Below are 15,611 nucleotides of genomic sequence, written 5' to 3'. Positions count from 1 at the left end.
ATACGGATCTTTGCGCGGAACAACCAAAACAAATACACTGGGAGGTAAATCCACTATGTCTGAAGGAGTTGTACTCAACCCGACCCGCCTTGTTCTGGCAGCACTGATCGGTCTTGTGATCCTGCTCGTCCTGATCATCAAGTTTAATGTGCAGGCAATGATCGCGATCCTGATCGGAGCGATCAGCATCGGACTTCTTGCGGGAATGCCGACGAAAGATATTATCGCGGCAGTCAATGATGGAATTGGAAACACGTTAAAAGGAATTGCCTTACTTGTAGGCTTAGGATCCATGTTCGGCGCGATCCTGGAGGTCTCGGGCGGTGCACAGACGATCGCCGTCACGATGGTAAAGAAATTCGGTGACGAGAAGGCCGCGTGGGCGCTTGGAATCACAGGTCTCGTGATCGCGATGCCGGTATTCTTCGATGCAGGACTGATCATTCTGATCCCGTTAGCATTCTCCCTTGCAAAGAAGACAAAGCGTTCCTCTCTTCACTATGTGATCCCGCTCCTTGCAGGACTTGCGGTTGGACATGCGTTCATTCCGCCGACACCGGGACCGGTTCTCGTAGCAACGATGTTAAATGTAGATCTTGGCTGGGTCATCTTAGTCGGAATCTTCTGCGGAATCTTCGCGATGATCGTAGCCGGTCCGGTCTGGGGATCCATCTGTGGTAAGAAGTTTTATGTTCCGGTGCCGGAGAGCGTGGCAAATCAGGAAGAGATCGATGAGTCCAAGCTTCCGAGCTTCTGGCTGATCGTTGGGATCATCCTGATCCCGTTGGTGCTCATCATTCTGGACTCCATCTGCGGCGTCGTTCCGGCATTAGCCGGTGTTGCTCCGGTCTTTGAGTTCTTAGGTGAGCCGTTCGTAGCACTGTTACTCGCGACTCTGGCTGCTATGTTTGGTCTCGGCTTAAAACATGGCTACACGATGAAAGAGCTTGAGAAGGTTATGACAAAGTCCTTAGAGCCGACCGGTCTCATCCTTCTTGTTACCGCCTGCGGCGGCGTGCTCCGCTATGTGCTTCAATACTCCGGTCTCGGAAACGTGATCGGAAACGCGGTTGCATCCATGAATCTTCCGATCGTTATCCTTGCATTTATCATCGCAGTCCTTGTCCGTATCAGTGTCGGTTCCGCGACGGTTGCCATGACCATGGCGGCAGGTATTGTTGCGGCGCTTCCGGGAATCAGCGAGCTGTCCCCGTTATATCTGGCATGTACCGTAGCGGCAGTAGCGGGCGGATCCACTGTATGCTCCCACTTCAATGATTCCGGTTTCTGGCTGGTAAGATCCCTCGTGGGAATCGACGAGAAGACGACTCTGAAAACCTGGACCATCATGGAGACCTTAGTCGGCGTGACCGGATTCCTTGTAGCACTTGTAATTTCATTCTTTGCGTAGTAGAAAGATGCAGATACGCAGCTTAAAGCCGCGGTGCATTCGAAACGCAGAGAAAGAACAAAATTGAAAAAACAGTTCCAATAAAATATATCATTCGCTCAGTAACGAGCAACACCCCACAAAGAAAGAAGGAAATATCATGAAATGTCTGAAGAGTCAGGAAATGAGAAAACTTGCACCGGAGCTTGATCCGTTAAGAATCGGAACGGGCTGGAAGCCGGAAGAGCTTGCGATGCCGCAGGTCATCATCGAAAGCACGGCAGGTGATAGCCATCCGGGAAGCGGACATCTCCATATCCTTGTAGATGAAGTAAAAAAAGGAATCGCCGAGGCAGGCGGCCACGGCGCGAAATATTTCTGCACCGATATCTGCGACGGCGAGAGCCAGGGAACCGATGGAATCAACTACAGCCTTGCAAGCCGTGAGATGATCGCGAACATGATCGAGATCCACGCGAACGCGACTCCCTTCGATGCAGGCGTATATCTCGCAAGCTGTGATAAGGGAATGCCGGCAAACCTCATGGGCTTATTCCGCGTGAATATTCCGGCGGTTGTTGTTCCGGGCGGAACCATGAATGCAGGTCCGGAGATGTTAACTCTGGAACAGCTTGGTATGTACAGCGCCCAGTATGAGCGCGGTGAGATCGATGAGAAACGCTTAAACTGGGCAAAGCATAACGCATGTCCGAGCTGCGGCGCTTGTTCCTTTATCGGAACTGCATCCACCATGCAGATCATGGCCGAGGCTCTTGGCCTTGCCCTTCCGGGAAGTGCATTGATGCCTGCGACAAGCCCGGATCTCTTAAACTACGCGAGAGAGGCCGGAAAACAGGCGGTTAAGCTTGCGAAGATGGACAACATGCGTCCGAGTGATATCGTGACGATGGACAGCTTTGAAAACGCGATCCTTGTACATGCGGCCATCTCCGGAAGTACAAACTGCTTACTCCACCTTCCGGCGATCGCTCATGAGCTTGGAATCGAGATCACAGGTGACACCTTCGACAGACTCCACCGCGGCGCGAAGTATCTTCTTGATATCCGCCCGGCAGGAAAGTGGCCGGCAGAGTGCTTCTACTATGCAGGCGGCGTTCCGGCGATCATGGAGGAGATCAAAGACCACCTTCACCTGGATGTCATGACTGTGACCGGAAAGACTCTCGGTGAGAACTTAAAGGAATTAAAAGAGAACGGATTCTATGAGCGCTGCGAGAAATGGCTCCGGAAGTTCAACGAGCGCTACGGAATCTCCATCACAAGACAGGACATCATCCGTCCGGCTGACAAGGCCATCGGAACCGACGGCAGCATCGCAGTTCTGCGCGGAAACCTTGCTCCGGAAGGTGCGGTTATCAAGCACACCGCATGCCCGAAGGAGATGTTCAAGGCAGTTCTCAAGGCGAGACCGTTTGATAGCGAGGAAGAGTGTCTGGATGCTGTCCTGAAACATAAAGTTCAGAAAGGTGACGCAGTCTTCATCCGTTACGAGGGACCGAAGGGAAGCGGTATGCCGGAGATGTTCTATACCTCCGAGGCCATCAGCAGCGACAAGGAGCTTGGCCGTTCCATCGCCCTCATCACAGACGGAAGATTCTCCGGTGCATCCACAGGTCCGGTTATCGGACACTGCAGTCCGGAGGCGGCAGACGGCGGCCCGATCGCTCTCGTTGAGGAAGGCGATCTCATCGAGATCGATGTGATGGAAAGAAAGTTAAACATCATCGGTATCAAGGGCGAGAGAAAGACTCCGGAGGAGATCGACGCAGTCCTTGCTGAGAGAAAGAAAAACTGGAAGCCGAGAGAGCTCCGCTACAAGAGCGGTGTGCTCCGCATGTTCAGTGAGCATGCGGCAAGCCCGATGAAAGGTGCATATCTGGAATTCTAAAAAAATAAAATGAGACTGGCAGTAAATGCTGGCTGCCGGCCTGCAAAAGAAACGTCCCGGATCCTGAGATGACAGTTCTCTCTGATCCGGGGCGTTTTTATATCATTACCATTTCGCATTCCAAATCGGCAAAATCTACTGCTGCCACTGTACTGTTACGGAATTATCAGTTCAGAAAATTCCTATCTGCATACAGGAACAGCCACATACTTTTCATATAATAAAGATTGCACGAACGAGTGTTCCTGTGGTAGAATGGTAGTATCTGTTGCCGGAATACCGGTGGTTTCAGTATGTGGGAGATACGAGCAGAACTGTCGGTATCCGGAAACGTGAAAGGGGAACAGAATGAACAATTACGATACATTAAATCCGATGCAGCGGGAAGCTGTCTTAACTACGGAAGGTCCGCTCTTAGTGCTGGCGGGTGCAGGATCCGGAAAGACACGGGCGCTGACACACCGGGTTGCTTATTTAATAGAGGAAAAGGGTGTGAAGCCCTGGAATATTCTGGCGATCACCTTTACAAACAAGGCGGCGGGAGAGATGCGGGACCGCGTCAACAGCCTTGTGGAATACGGCGCGGATAGTGTCTGGGTCAGCACCTTCCACTCCCTCTGTGTGCGGATCTTAAGGAGATTTATTGAGAATATCGGCTACACGACGGATTTTTCCATCTATGATTCCGATGATACAAAAACCCTGATGAAACAGATCTTCAAGGATCTTGAGGTGAATACGAAGGTATTAAAAGAACGGGGCGTCCTCGGCGTGATCTCCTCCGCAAAGAACGAGATGATCAGTCCGGAAGAATTTATGCTCAGCGCGAAGGCTGAGGGTGATTCGAGACTGAAACGGATTGCGGAGCTCTATATGGAGTACCAGAAACGCTTAAAAAAGAACAATGCCCTGGATTTTGATGACCTTCTCGTAAAGACCGTGGAGTTGTTCCAGTCAAAGCAGGAGGTCTTAGAGTATTATCAGGACCGTTTCCGCTATATTATGGTGGATGAGTATCAGGATACAAATACGGTGCAGTTTAGGCTTGTGAGCCTCTTAGCGGCAAAATACCGGAATATCTGCGTGGTGGGCGACGATGACCAGTCGATCTACCGGTTCCGCGGTGCGAATATCAGAAATATCTTAAGCTTTGAGGAGACGTTCCCGGGGGCGAAGGTGATCAAGCTGGAGCAGAACTACCGTTCTACGAAGATGATCCTGGATTCGGCGAATGAAGTGATCAGGAACAATACCGGAAGAAAGGATAAGACGCTCTGGACCGAGAATGAGGTGGGCGAGCGGCCGGTGTTCCGGGAGTTCAGCTCTTCCTTTGAGGAAGCGGAGTGGATCGTGCGGGATATCGTAAAAAAGGGCGGTCCATGGAAGGATTACGCGATCCTTTACCGGACGAATGCCCAGTCCCGTATATTCGAGGAGAAATGTGTTGCGTACAATCTCCCGTATCGTCTCGTGGGCGGTGTAAACTTCTACCAGAGAAAAGAGATCAAGGATGTTCTCTGCTATTTAAAGACGATCGCCAATGGGCGGGATGACCTGGCTGTGCAGAGGATCATCAATGTTCCGAAGCGCGGAATCGGAGCTATGAGTGTCGCCCGGGTGAACATGTTCGCGATGGAAAACGATATGAGTTTCTATGAGGCGCTGGAGAGGGTGCAGGCTGTTCCGGGAATCGGAAAAGCGGCGTTAAAGATCGGAGTATTTACAGACCAGATCAGCGAGTTCCGGAAGATGTTAAAGGAAGAGACTCCGATCAAGGATGTGATTGAGGCGATCCTTGATAAGACAGGATATCGTGATGAGCTGAAGGAAGAGGGCGAGGTGGAAGCCGAGTCCAGAATGGAAAATATTGAGGAATTGATCAACAAGGCAGTCTCCTACTGGGAGAGCGCCGAGGAACCGAGTCTTTCCGCGTTCCTGGAGGAAGTTGCCCTGGTTGCGGATATCGACAGTATGGATGAGTCAGAGGATAGAATTATCCTTATGACACTGCATTCCGCGAAAGGTCTGGAGTTCCCGTATGTGTATCTTGCGGGAATGGAAGATGGACTTTTCCCGAGTATGATGTCTCTGATGGAGGGACCGGAGGCACTGGAGGAAGAGCGCCGTCTCTGCTATGTGGGAATCACGAGGGCGGAGAAGCGGCTGACGCTGACCGCCGCAAAGAGCCGTATGGTGAAGGGCGAGATGCAGTACGCGAGAACGAGCCGGTTTATTGACGAGATCCCGGATGTGTGCCTGGAACGTCCGGATCGGGATGATTCAAAGACCGGATGGAAGAAAATGGCGGACGCATACAGGAATCTTCCGGAGGAAGCAGGACTTCCGTGGGCGAAGGCTTCCGGCGCGGACGGAAAAGCGGCTGACGGTCACACCGGAAGATTCCAGAACCGCCCGGCGGGGGTGAGTCTTTTTGGACAGAAATCCGATGCCTATAAGAATCCATATGCCTCCGGGACTTCTGCGGCGCCGAAGAACACGCCGACCTTCGGAAAGGCGTTTACCGTAGAAAAACCGAAGTCTTTGGATTTCTCCGAAGGCGACCGCGTCCATCACATGCGTTTTGGTGACGGAACCGTGAAATCCATCGCGGACGGCGGAAAAGATTTCGAGGTCACAGTCGATTTTGATCATGCGGCGATCGGGACAAGGAAGATGTTTGCTTCCTTTGCGAAGCTGAAGAAGCTGTAAATAAATCAGCCAAAAGAAATTTAGTATTGATTTTTTTTAGGCAATCGCATATAATTAAAAACAGCTAAGGAAAGTGCTTATATGTCTATGAGTACGCGAAAACCCCCGGAGGTGCCACTCCGGGGGTTTTCTTGCTCTTTGCGGTGAGCTAAACCATTTAGGCTGTTACTGTCGGTTGTCCCTATCCAGCCATTTGCAAACATAGTAGCCAACTATGCTTGCCGCGACAGAGACAAGGAAAGTGTTTATGTAATCTATAAATACCGCCTCCTTTCTGCTGGAGGTTCGACAGCGACTTAATTTTATCATGTTTGCTTGTGAAACTCCATATATCGAAGTATAAAAAAGAGAAAGGAAAGTCAAAACGTGATTGAAAAAGTTTGGTATTGATTTTTCCTAAATAATCGCATATAATGAAATGTAGCTAAGAAATGTACTTATTGTCCACAGACACACGAAAACCCCTGAAGTTGCCGCTTCAGGGGTTTTCTTGCTCGTTACGGTGAGCTGATCCATTTAGGTTGTTACTGTCTGTTATCCCTGTCCAACCATTTGCACACATAGTAGCCAACTATGCTTGCCATAACAGAGAGAAGAAATGTACTTAGGAATTCCACAAACAACACCTCCCTTCTACTGGAGGTTCGACAGCGACCTAATTTTATCATGTTTGCTTGTGAAACTCCATATATCGAAGTATAAAAAAGAGATGCATAAAACTGTGAAAATTTAGGGATAGTAAAAACCATAAAATCATGATATACTATTACAAAGTATCTGTCCGTGCGGATCATTCTTGTCCGGGGCGGCTGTGAAACAGAAAGGATGTGTGAGGATGAACAAATTCGATACGATGAGTAAAGACGCACTCAGCAAAATGGAAGAGCTTATAAACGCGTCCAAGCTGAATGAACTGCTTCATAAAAAAGAAGAAGAGGATAAGAAAAAGAATTGTATCCTCTGGGTGCTTGCTATCATCGGCGCTGTTGCTGCTGTAGCCGGAATCGCATACGCAGTATATCGCTTCTTTACACCGGATTATCTGGAAGATTTTGAAGACGATTTCGACGATGATTTCGACGATGACTTTTTCGAGGAAGAGGAGGAAACTCCGAAAAAAGCTGTCGAGAAGGATGACGAGAAAGAAGCTTAAGCCGAAATGCTTACAAACACAATGAGAACGAGGCTGTGGCAGGGATCGCTTGCACAGCCTTTTTCTGTGCATAAAAACATATCAGGGAACGAGGCATCGTTTACGCGCTGTGCGATCAGAAACGGAAAAATCCGATTCCCGGCAGAAAAAGGAGTACAAAAATTATATGAAAAAAGGTGAGATCTACACCGGTACAGTGGAAAAGATGGATTTTCCAAATAAAGGAATCCTCCATATCGGAGAGGAAAAGGTAGTTGTAAAGAACGCGCTCCCGGGGCAGACCGTCGAGATCGCGATCTCCAGGCAGCGCAAAGGAAGATGCGAGGGAAGACTCCTTAAGGTCGTGACTCCTGCAGCATACGAAAATACAGAGGGCGCATGTCCTCATCGTGCGGACTGCGGTGGATGTACGTACCAGACGGTTCCTTATGAGGAACAGTTAAAGATCAAGGAGCAGCAGGTCCGGGCTCTTTTAGATCCGGTTCTGCCGGCCGGCTACAATTTTGAGGGGATCAAAGGTAGTCCGTTGACAAAGGCATACCGCAACAAAATGGAATTTTCCTTCGGAGATGAGTTTAAGGACGGTCCCATGACTCTGGGAATGCATAAACGCGGCAGCTTTTATGATATCGTGACCGTGGACCAGTGTGTGCTGGTGCATCCGGATTGCTGTAAGATCTTAAGAGCGACGTTGGATTATTTTACGGAGCACGGAGCAGTCTTCTATAAAAAAATGGCGCATGTCGGTTATCTGAGACATCTTCTCGTCCGCCGCGGTGTGAAGACCGGGGAGATCCTTGTGGATCTTGTGACCTCCACCCAGACGGAGGGAACCTGGAAGAGTGATAAGAATGAGGAAGCGCTGCTTGAGGGCTGGAAAGAAAAACTTCTGGGACTGGATCTGGAAGGCTCTTTTGCCGGAATCCTCCACACAGAAAACGACAGCCTTGCGGATGTGGTTCAGAATGACCGTACGGTGATCCTTTACGGACAGGACTTCTTTATGGAAGAGCTTCTGGGATTAAAATTTAAGATCACTCCATTCTCCTTTTTCCAGACCAACTCTCTCGGTGCGGAGGTGCTCTATGAAACAGCCCGCGAATACATCGGTGAGACAGACGGAAGAAAGGTCTTCGATCTCTACAGCGGAACCGGTACCATTGCCCAGATCCTGGCTCCGGCGGCAGAACATGTGACCGGCGTGGAGATCATTGAGGAAGCTGTTGAGGCGGCGAAGGTGAACGCGGCGCAGAATGGACTGACAAACTGCGACTTCATCGCAGGGGATGTTTTAAAAGTATTAGATACCTTAGAGGAACGCCCGGATCTCATCGTTTTGGACCCGCCGAGAGACGGAATCCATCCGAAGGCGCTTCCAAAGATCATCGACCATTATGGATGTGAAAAAATGATCTATATTTCCTGCAAACCAACGAGCCTTGCGAGAGATCTCGTTGTGCTGCAGGCAAAAGGTTATGAGGTCACAAGAGTATGCTGTGTCGACATGTTCCCGGGGACGACGCAGGTGGAGACTGTTGTACTGCTTTCCCACAAAAAACCAGATGGACATATCAACGTAAAAGTTGAGTTTGGCGAGGGTGAGGGCAAAGTTCCGCTTGATAATATTGCTAAAAGAGCAGAAAACTACAAGCCCAAAGAGCGAGTGACCTACAAAATGATAAAGGAGTACGTAGAAGCTAAATATGGCTTCAAAGTACATACCGCATATATTGCAGAGGTAAAGAGAGATTTAGGATTACCGATGTACGATGCTCCTAATGCGGTGGAAGAATTGAAACAACCGAGGAAGCATCCGACGGCGGAGAAAGTGGAAGCGATAAAGGATGCGTTGAAGCATTTTGAGGTTATATAATGAAATTGTTTGTTATATAAAGGAATTTATGAGTGTTAATACTTAAGATAGTATGAAGGTGAGTTTGAATGGAATTTGAAACAGTAATTTTACGATTTAGAGATTTGGTAACTGAAAATAATGTTACCATAGCTAGACATAAAGATATGATTGATAAAAAGGGATATGTCTGGTGGGGGTGGTGGAATAAGGGGAATGAGAAGCTCCCATTTGAAGAATTCTGTGTGCTAAAAGGTGAAATTGAGAGCAAACCAAAATATTTTTATCTTATGGATTCGGGACAGGAAAAGTTGTATAAGGCTGAATGCCTTGATATAAAATGTTCTGGAAGCGATAAGATATTATCGCCAGAATTGGAATGTACCCCCAATTATTATAATGAACAAAAGTATTATGCATGGTTTAAATTTGATAAAATTGAAGAATGTGAGGCTGATGAAGTTAAGAATTATACATATGTGAAAGTAGATTCACTATTCGTAGAAAATCATTCTAATTATGAAAAATTTTATGGAAAAAGAGTTTATAATATTAAGGAAATGATTCAGCAAAACAGGACAATATGGTTTGTGCGGAACTATAATGAGAATGATGATTCTGATTATGAAATACAATTATTAAATTCTAGTGTTGTAGAGCCACATGACTTTAGTGACAAATATTTTGAAACTGGCAGTGACACTTTGTTATGGTTATCAGATTTGCATTTTGGAACAGATGATGTTTTTAAGGTTAAAATGGCAAAGGAAACAGATGTAACTTTAACTGCACATATTAGAAACGCATATAATGACCTTAACAAAGTGGGAGGCTTGATAATAACAGGAGATATCACATCACTTGGAAAGCCAGAGGGTTTCACCAAGGCAGAAGAATTTATTGTTGATTTGAATAGGAATCTTACAAGAAAACTTATATCTGAAAATATAATTTTTTGCCCTGGTAATCATGATTTTGTGCGTAAAAATGAGATGCTTGGCAATGGAGTTCCTGAGAAGGTTTCAGAAAACCCAGATAGTATCAGTGCATATAAGGAGTTCTATAGTTCGATTCATAATTTGAATCCTAATGAATATATGGCATGTGGGCGTAGATTATTAATGTCTACAGGACGAACTGTAGAAATAGTAGCTTTAAATAGTCTTATTTTACAGCAATATAAGGATTTTGAGGGACATGGATTTTTGTCAGATAAACAGTTAGAGTATGTTGCAAATAAAATGGGATGGGAAGAAAATGTTCAAACAAATTCTGTTCGTATTGTGATAATGCACCATCATTATATGCCAACTTGTTTGGTTGAGCAGGTAGATGTAAAAAAGCCAAGTAGCGTTGTATATGATGCTGAGCGTCTTGTACAGTGGTTAGCAAAATATGACATTAAGTTACTTTTACATGGGCATAAGCATCAATCCTTTGTTTCTAAAATAGGGCATTTTGATAACAGCATTTATGAAATTGATGAAGATAGAATGAAAAATATATACGTTATTGGAATGGGAGGGACAGGAGCTTTTAATTGTGAAAATAAGTTTTCTACATTGACATTTTGCAATGATCATATTGAGTTGAAATTTTTTAGAATATATGCTGATAACACTGAAACAGATAAATGTGTTCAAACATTGCGTATACCAATATAAAATTAGATGGAGGATAATAGATGATAAAGCTAGTAATTACAGATTTGGACGATACATTATACTCATGGATTGGCTTTTTTATACCAGCTTTTTATGATATGGTACAGGAGTTATCTCTATTAATTAACGTGCCTCAAGAGAAACTGTTGGAGGAATATAAAGCAATTCATCAAGAAGTAGGAAGTGTTGAGTATCCATTTGCAACTTTGAACCTCCCATCTGTTAAAAAGAAATATTGTGGAATTTCTGATGAACAAGTCAAAATTGAACTTAACCCTGCTTTTCATAAATTTAATTCTACTCGTAAAAAGTTATTAAAATTGTATCCGGGAGTAGAAGAGACTTTAAAATTTTTTTATGACAATAATATAATGGTTGTTGCATATACTGAGTCAGCAGAAGAAAATGGTTTTTATCGATTAAAGAAATTAGGGATTGATAATTATTTTAAGGAGGTATACGTATCTGATAGTTTGTATAAGCGCCCCGATACTATTCCATCATCTCCCAAAACACATATAGTACATGGCAAGAAACCTAATGCAGAGGTATTAAAAGAAATTTGTTGTGGGGAGAAAGTTTCTGTATGTGAAGCAGTGTATATTGGAGATAGTTTATCTAAAGACATGATGATGGCAAAACAAGCTGGTATTACATCAATATGGTGTGATTTTCCGAGAGACGATATTCGGGACCTATATAGTAAATTGGTAGCTATATCACATTGGAAAGAAGAAGATTTCCAGCGAGAGCAACAATATAAAAATGAGTGGAAAAAAAATGGATATATTCCAGATTATACTATTCATACTTTTGGAGAGTGCAGGGAAATTCTTTCTCAGATTAATAAGCGATGATTATATTGAAAAAGTTTATATATAAAGTTCATTGCTAAGGACTTCATATATTAATAGAAATACAGGCATTCATCGCAAATAGGTAGGAGTTCTCTTTCCTATGAATTGCCGCTTAGTTTCGAGCAGGCAGCAGCCTATCGAAAGGCTAACGGACAGTATGTAAGGAAAAATCAGTGGAGAGATACCACTGTAAGGGTATTCATAGACCTTGATTAACAGTTAAATACGATAAGCGTATCATTAGAAATAGTGGTACGCTTATTTTTTTGTCCCTTTTTGCAGATTTGTCCTTTCCCCTGCTTTCAAATATAATGAAGCTAAAGAAGTGGAGGTGTGCTTATGAGAGATAAATTTAATCATCTGTATTTGGATAGCCACGAAAGAAAACTTTTGATACATAGCCTTGTAGAGTTAAAAAATCAGCTCATTCAGCAAGGCAGATATACGGATTGTGTTGACGAGCTTGTTTTTAAGGTCATAAATGCACCGACCAAGAGAATGAAAATTGAATATGTCTAAGGCAAATTTCAAAGCCGCTTATTCTTATTGATTTTAAGAGTAGGCGGCTTTTTTGCGTTCTCTGGTACTGTTTACATAGCCACCTTGACAAAGTGGCTAAATCTATGTGAAAGGAGGACGCATCTATGTCAAATTGCAAAGTGATTGCTCTGACTAACCAGAAAGGCGGTGTCGGAAAAACAACCACAGCGGTCAATCTGGGCGTAAGTCTGGTGCAACAGGGTAAAAAAGTCCTGCTGATTGATGCCGATGCACAGGCAAATCTCACGATGGCTCTGGGTTATAACAGACCAGACGATATTCCCATAACGCTCTCTACTGTGATGCAGAACATCATAGACGATAAAACGCTTGATGTTTCACAGGGTATTATCCACCACAGAGAGGGCGTTGACCTGCTTCCGTCAAACATTGAGCTGTCTGGCTTTGAGGTAAGGCTAATCAATGCAATGAGCCGTGAGCGTGTGCTGAAAACCTATGTCAATGAGGTTAAAAAGAATTACGATTATGTGCTTATTGATTGTATGCCGAGCTTAGGTATGATAACCATCAATGCTCTGGCGGCGGCTGACAGCGTGATTATCCCTACACAGCCCCACTATCTCTCGGCTAAAGGTCTGGAGCTTTTACTTCGCTCCGTATCAATGGTCAAGCGGCAAATCAACCCAAAGCTGCGGATAGACGGTATCTTAATGACTATGGTAATGCCCCGTACCAACATTTCTAAGGAAATTACGGCAACGGTCAAAAGTGCATACGGTAAGAAAATCAAGGTATTTGATACCGAGATACCTCATTCTATCCGTGCGGTGGAAGCTACCGCAGAAGGCAAAAGTATTTTTGCTTACGACAAAAGCGGCAAGGTTGCCGCAGCCTATGAGCAGTTAGGAAAGGAGGTGGCAGAGATTGGCGAGAAGCAGAGAAACCAAAATCGAGCTGACCGCATACGATGACCTTTTTCAGACGGACGAAAGCTGTGAGGAAGCAAAGCTAAGCAAGATACGGGATATTCCCATATCGGAGATGCCAAGCTTAAAAAAATGCCCTTTACATACGGCTTATTTAAGATGTTTGCAAAATCACATATGAAGAAAAAGTATCCAATAGAAGGATTTACTGTAGAATGGAAAAGAAATGATAGTAATGAAATCCATTTTGATATAGCTCGTTGCCTTTACAGAGATATGTGTGAAAAATATTGTTGTCCCGAACTATGTACAGTTTGTTGTCAGAGTGATATAACTGCCTTTTCTGGATATGAACCTAAAATTAGATTTGAACGAGCAGGGACACTCGGAGAAGGTGCTGACTGCTGTGATTTTCATTTTATCCACGGAAGTCACTAAACACATAATCAATTACAATCATCAAAGAGCCAGACGCTAAGACGCAGAGCCGATGAACTTGTGAGGAAACTCACCATAGATCATCGGCTCTTTTATTTTCAATAAATTTGGCAGCACAGCCCACCAAATAAAAAAAACGGTGCTTTGGTGGGCAGGATAAACACGCCCAGACGAAAATTCAACTTCCCTCCGAACCCGTTTTCGAGTTTGGAGGAATTTTTTTATGCGATGGTCGAATATGACCGCAATGCTGCTCATCAGAAGCAGCTACTATTTACGGAGTGTCACAGTGGAGTGAAGATTATCTTTTAGAAAAAATCATCACTCACTCGTGGCACTCTTACATTTTACAAGTAGAGATTACATCTCTTGATTATAGATATGCTTACGCTTATTGCCGTAGAGGTCTTAGTACCTTTGCGGCTTTTTGTTTGTCGAAAAATGTCTTAACACAGAACAAGGCTACTTCTTGCGTTGGTTGTCGTTCTCCGCCTGCCAATCTGGATTTTCAAAAAAATTCAGATTGGAGGAAACAATATGGCATATAACAAAGCCAAAGAAGAAAAGAAATGGCGGCTCTGGAAAGAAGCCGAGGAAAAACAATTACGGAACTTAGGTGTTGATGAAGACGATATAGAAAAGCTCCGTATTCACGATTGGGCGATTTTTAATTCCGACAGACGGTATTATCAGCGAGTGCAGGAAACAGGTACATATCTTGATGAGCTTGCTGTAGATACTACACAGCCCGAAGTCAAAACGGTTGAGGATTTTCTTGACAGTATCGAAAATCAGCACCTCTATCAAGTTTTGATTAAGGTGGACAGGCTTACATTGCAAGCTATTTTGTTGCAATTACAGGGATATTCCGTTGCTGAAATTGCTGCGAGGCTTGATATGAAAGAAGATGCTATCTATAAACGATTGAAACGGTTAAAAGAAAAAATTAAAAAACTTTTGGGATAGTGTCCAAAAAAGCACTTTCCCACGGGCTACAGGGTGAGAGGACAAAAACCTCTTGCCCTGTTTTCCTTTGTGTGGCGAAAACAGGGGCGTTCCTTGACAAGTGAATACCCATTCGCCAAATACTTTCTCTTTGTAATTGTGATGAGCATAAGCGTGTGCAGCGGTACGCCAAGACCTGCCGACAGGCAGCGAGCGATTGAAAGGTGGTGAGCCAATCTTATCGACTCAAAATATCGGGCAGCTCCCGATTTCGCCATAACCCACAAAGAGGATAATGATACTCCCGTCCAGTCACAGTCCGAGCGTGATAAAACCGTCGCAGGCAATGAGGGCGGCTCTGTCAGACCGACAGTTGGGGTGGAACTCCCGTGGTGTCAGTTCGCTGCTGACCGTTTGGCGACTTCCCATAGCATTTCGGGGTGTCGAGGACAAATTGAAATGCTCCTATCATATTCAGCCAGACGAAAGGCGGTCACAAGAACAGAGATTTTGTTAATCTTCTCCAGACCATAAATACTTCCTTTTGTTTGGCTGCCTACATAGGCAGAACATACCTGCCTAAATAAAATTGGGAGGTCAAACATAATGGAAAGAAAAATCAAGCGTGGGGATATTTACTACGCAAACTTAAATCCCGTTATTGGCTCGGAGCAAGGTGGCAGGTGACCTGTACTTATTATTTCAAACGATGTCGGTAATAAGCACAGTCCTACGGTCATTGTCGCACCTATCACAAGCAGAATAAACACCAAAGCAAAACTGCCGACACACACTCTAATCAATAACTTTGAGGGATTGGATAAGAACTCAATTATTTTGCTTGAACAGGTACGAACGATTGATAAACAGCGATTAGAACAGTACTTAGGAATGATACCAGATGATATGGTGGCAAGGGTTGATAAGGCTCTTGCCATTAGTGTTGCATTGGAGAAAATAAAGGCAACAGATGTGTAAAAAGGGCGAGAAGAATAAATTTGCACATTGGTAAAAATGCGGCTGTATTTCTATAATTAGAGTACAGCTGCTTGTTTTATAGCGGAGGTACTCATTATGGGAAATGAAAAATATATCCAAAATTCCGAATTGCAAAGTAAACAGATGCAAGATGAAAACGAAGTATTCAATTCATTTATCAATATTATGGTACAGATAGTTGAAAAGTACGGAAAGACAGTTTTGCAGGAATTGGATTGTGCTGCGTAAGCTACGCAGCCTTACATATCACATTTTCCTATAAAATTAT

Annotated in this window: 12 protein-coding genes and 1 pseudogene; all 13 read left to right on the top strand. The window is 44.7% G+C overall.

The features are described from left to right. The first annotated feature begins 55 nt into the window (after positions 1-55). The 13 genes and pseudogenes from GPK83_RS00905 (at position 56) to GPK83_RS00845 (ending at position 15,571) form a co-directional block, all read left to right on the top strand. The gene (locus tag GPK83_RS00905) at positions 56-1,411 is read left to right on the top strand and encodes a gluconate:H+ symporter (RefSeq protein ID WP_117552063.1); all 1,356 of its coding nucleotides are present in this window, start codon (positions 56-58) and stop codon (positions 1,409-1,411) included. Positions 1,412-1,559: 148 nt separating this feature from the next. After that, complete coding sequence (gene ilvD, locus GPK83_RS00900) at positions 1,560-3,299, top strand: dihydroxy-acid dehydratase (protein WP_345941748.1); 1,740 nt, start codon at positions 1,560-1,562, stop codon at positions 3,297-3,299. Between the two features lie 348 nt (positions 3,300-3,647). Then, positions 3,648-6,008 (top strand): UvrD-helicase domain-containing protein, encoded by a 2,361-nt coding sequence (locus GPK83_RS00895; RefSeq protein WP_215703772.1) that lies wholly within the window; start codon positions 3,648-3,650, stop codon positions 6,006-6,008. Positions 6,009-6,843: 835 nt separating this feature from the next. Next, the gene (locus tag GPK83_RS00890) at positions 6,844-7,161 is read left to right on the top strand and encodes a hypothetical protein (RefSeq protein WP_015554931.1); all 318 of its coding nucleotides are present in this window, start codon (positions 6,844-6,846) and stop codon (positions 7,159-7,161) included. A gap of 166 nt (positions 7,162-7,327) precedes the next feature. Beyond that, the gene (gene rlmD, locus GPK83_RS00885) at positions 7,328-9,034 is read left to right on the top strand and encodes a 23S rRNA (uracil(1939)-C(5))-methyltransferase RlmD (protein WP_215703771.1); all 1,707 of its coding nucleotides are present in this window, start codon (positions 7,328-7,330) and stop codon (positions 9,032-9,034) included. A 68-nt stretch (positions 9,035-9,102) separates the two neighbouring features. Next, positions 9,103-10,677: a metallophosphoesterase gene (locus tag GPK83_RS00880; protein WP_118034564.1), complete on the top strand. Its 1,575-nt coding sequence runs from the start codon at positions 9,103-9,105 to the stop codon at positions 10,675-10,677. A gap of 20 nt (positions 10,678-10,697) precedes the next feature. After that, complete coding sequence (locus GPK83_RS00875) at positions 10,698-11,534, top strand: HAD family hydrolase (protein WP_118034563.1); 837 nt, start codon at positions 10,698-10,700, stop codon at positions 11,532-11,534. Between the two features lie 339 nt (positions 11,535-11,873). After that, positions 11,874-12,053, top strand: a complete 180-nt coding sequence (locus tag GPK83_RS00870) for a hypothetical protein (RefSeq protein WP_118034562.1) — start codon at positions 11,874-11,876, stop codon at positions 12,051-12,053. 125 nt (positions 12,054-12,178) lie between these two features. Next, positions 12,179-13,006, top strand: coding sequence for an AAA family ATPase (locus tag GPK83_RS00865; protein WP_215703770.1), 828 nt, complete (start codon positions 12,179-12,181; stop codon positions 13,004-13,006). 87 nt (positions 13,007-13,093) lie between these two features. Continuing rightward, on the top strand, positions 13,094-13,399 hold the full coding sequence (locus GPK83_RS00860; RefSeq protein WP_345941746.1) for an L-2-amino-thiazoline-4-carboxylic acid hydrolase: 306 nt from the start codon (positions 13,094-13,096) through the stop codon (positions 13,397-13,399). Positions 13,400-13,936: 537 nt separating this feature from the next. Further along, positions 13,937-14,365, top strand: coding sequence for a sigma factor-like helix-turn-helix DNA-binding protein (locus GPK83_RS00855; protein ID WP_215703768.1), 429 nt, complete (start codon positions 13,937-13,939; stop codon positions 14,363-14,365). Between the two features lie 585 nt (positions 14,366-14,950). Next, a pseudogene (locus GPK83_RS00850) lies at positions 14,951-15,322 on the top strand (type II toxin-antitoxin system PemK/MazF family toxin). Positions 15,323-15,418: 96 nt separating this feature from the next. Continuing rightward, the gene (locus GPK83_RS00845) at positions 15,419-15,571 is read left to right on the top strand and encodes a hypothetical protein (RefSeq protein ID WP_182428532.1); all 153 of its coding nucleotides are present in this window, start codon (positions 15,419-15,421) and stop codon (positions 15,569-15,571) included. The last annotated feature ends 40 nt before the right edge of the window (positions 15,572-15,611 follow it).

Source organism: Clostridium sp. MCC328, from assembly GCF_018785465.1.
Classification (GTDB): Bacteria; Bacillota; Clostridia; order Lachnospirales; family Lachnospiraceae; genus Pilosibacter; species Pilosibacter fragilis.
The sequence above is the reverse complement of the archived record's forward strand: the minus strand, read 5'-3'. Positions and strand labels throughout refer to the sequence as shown.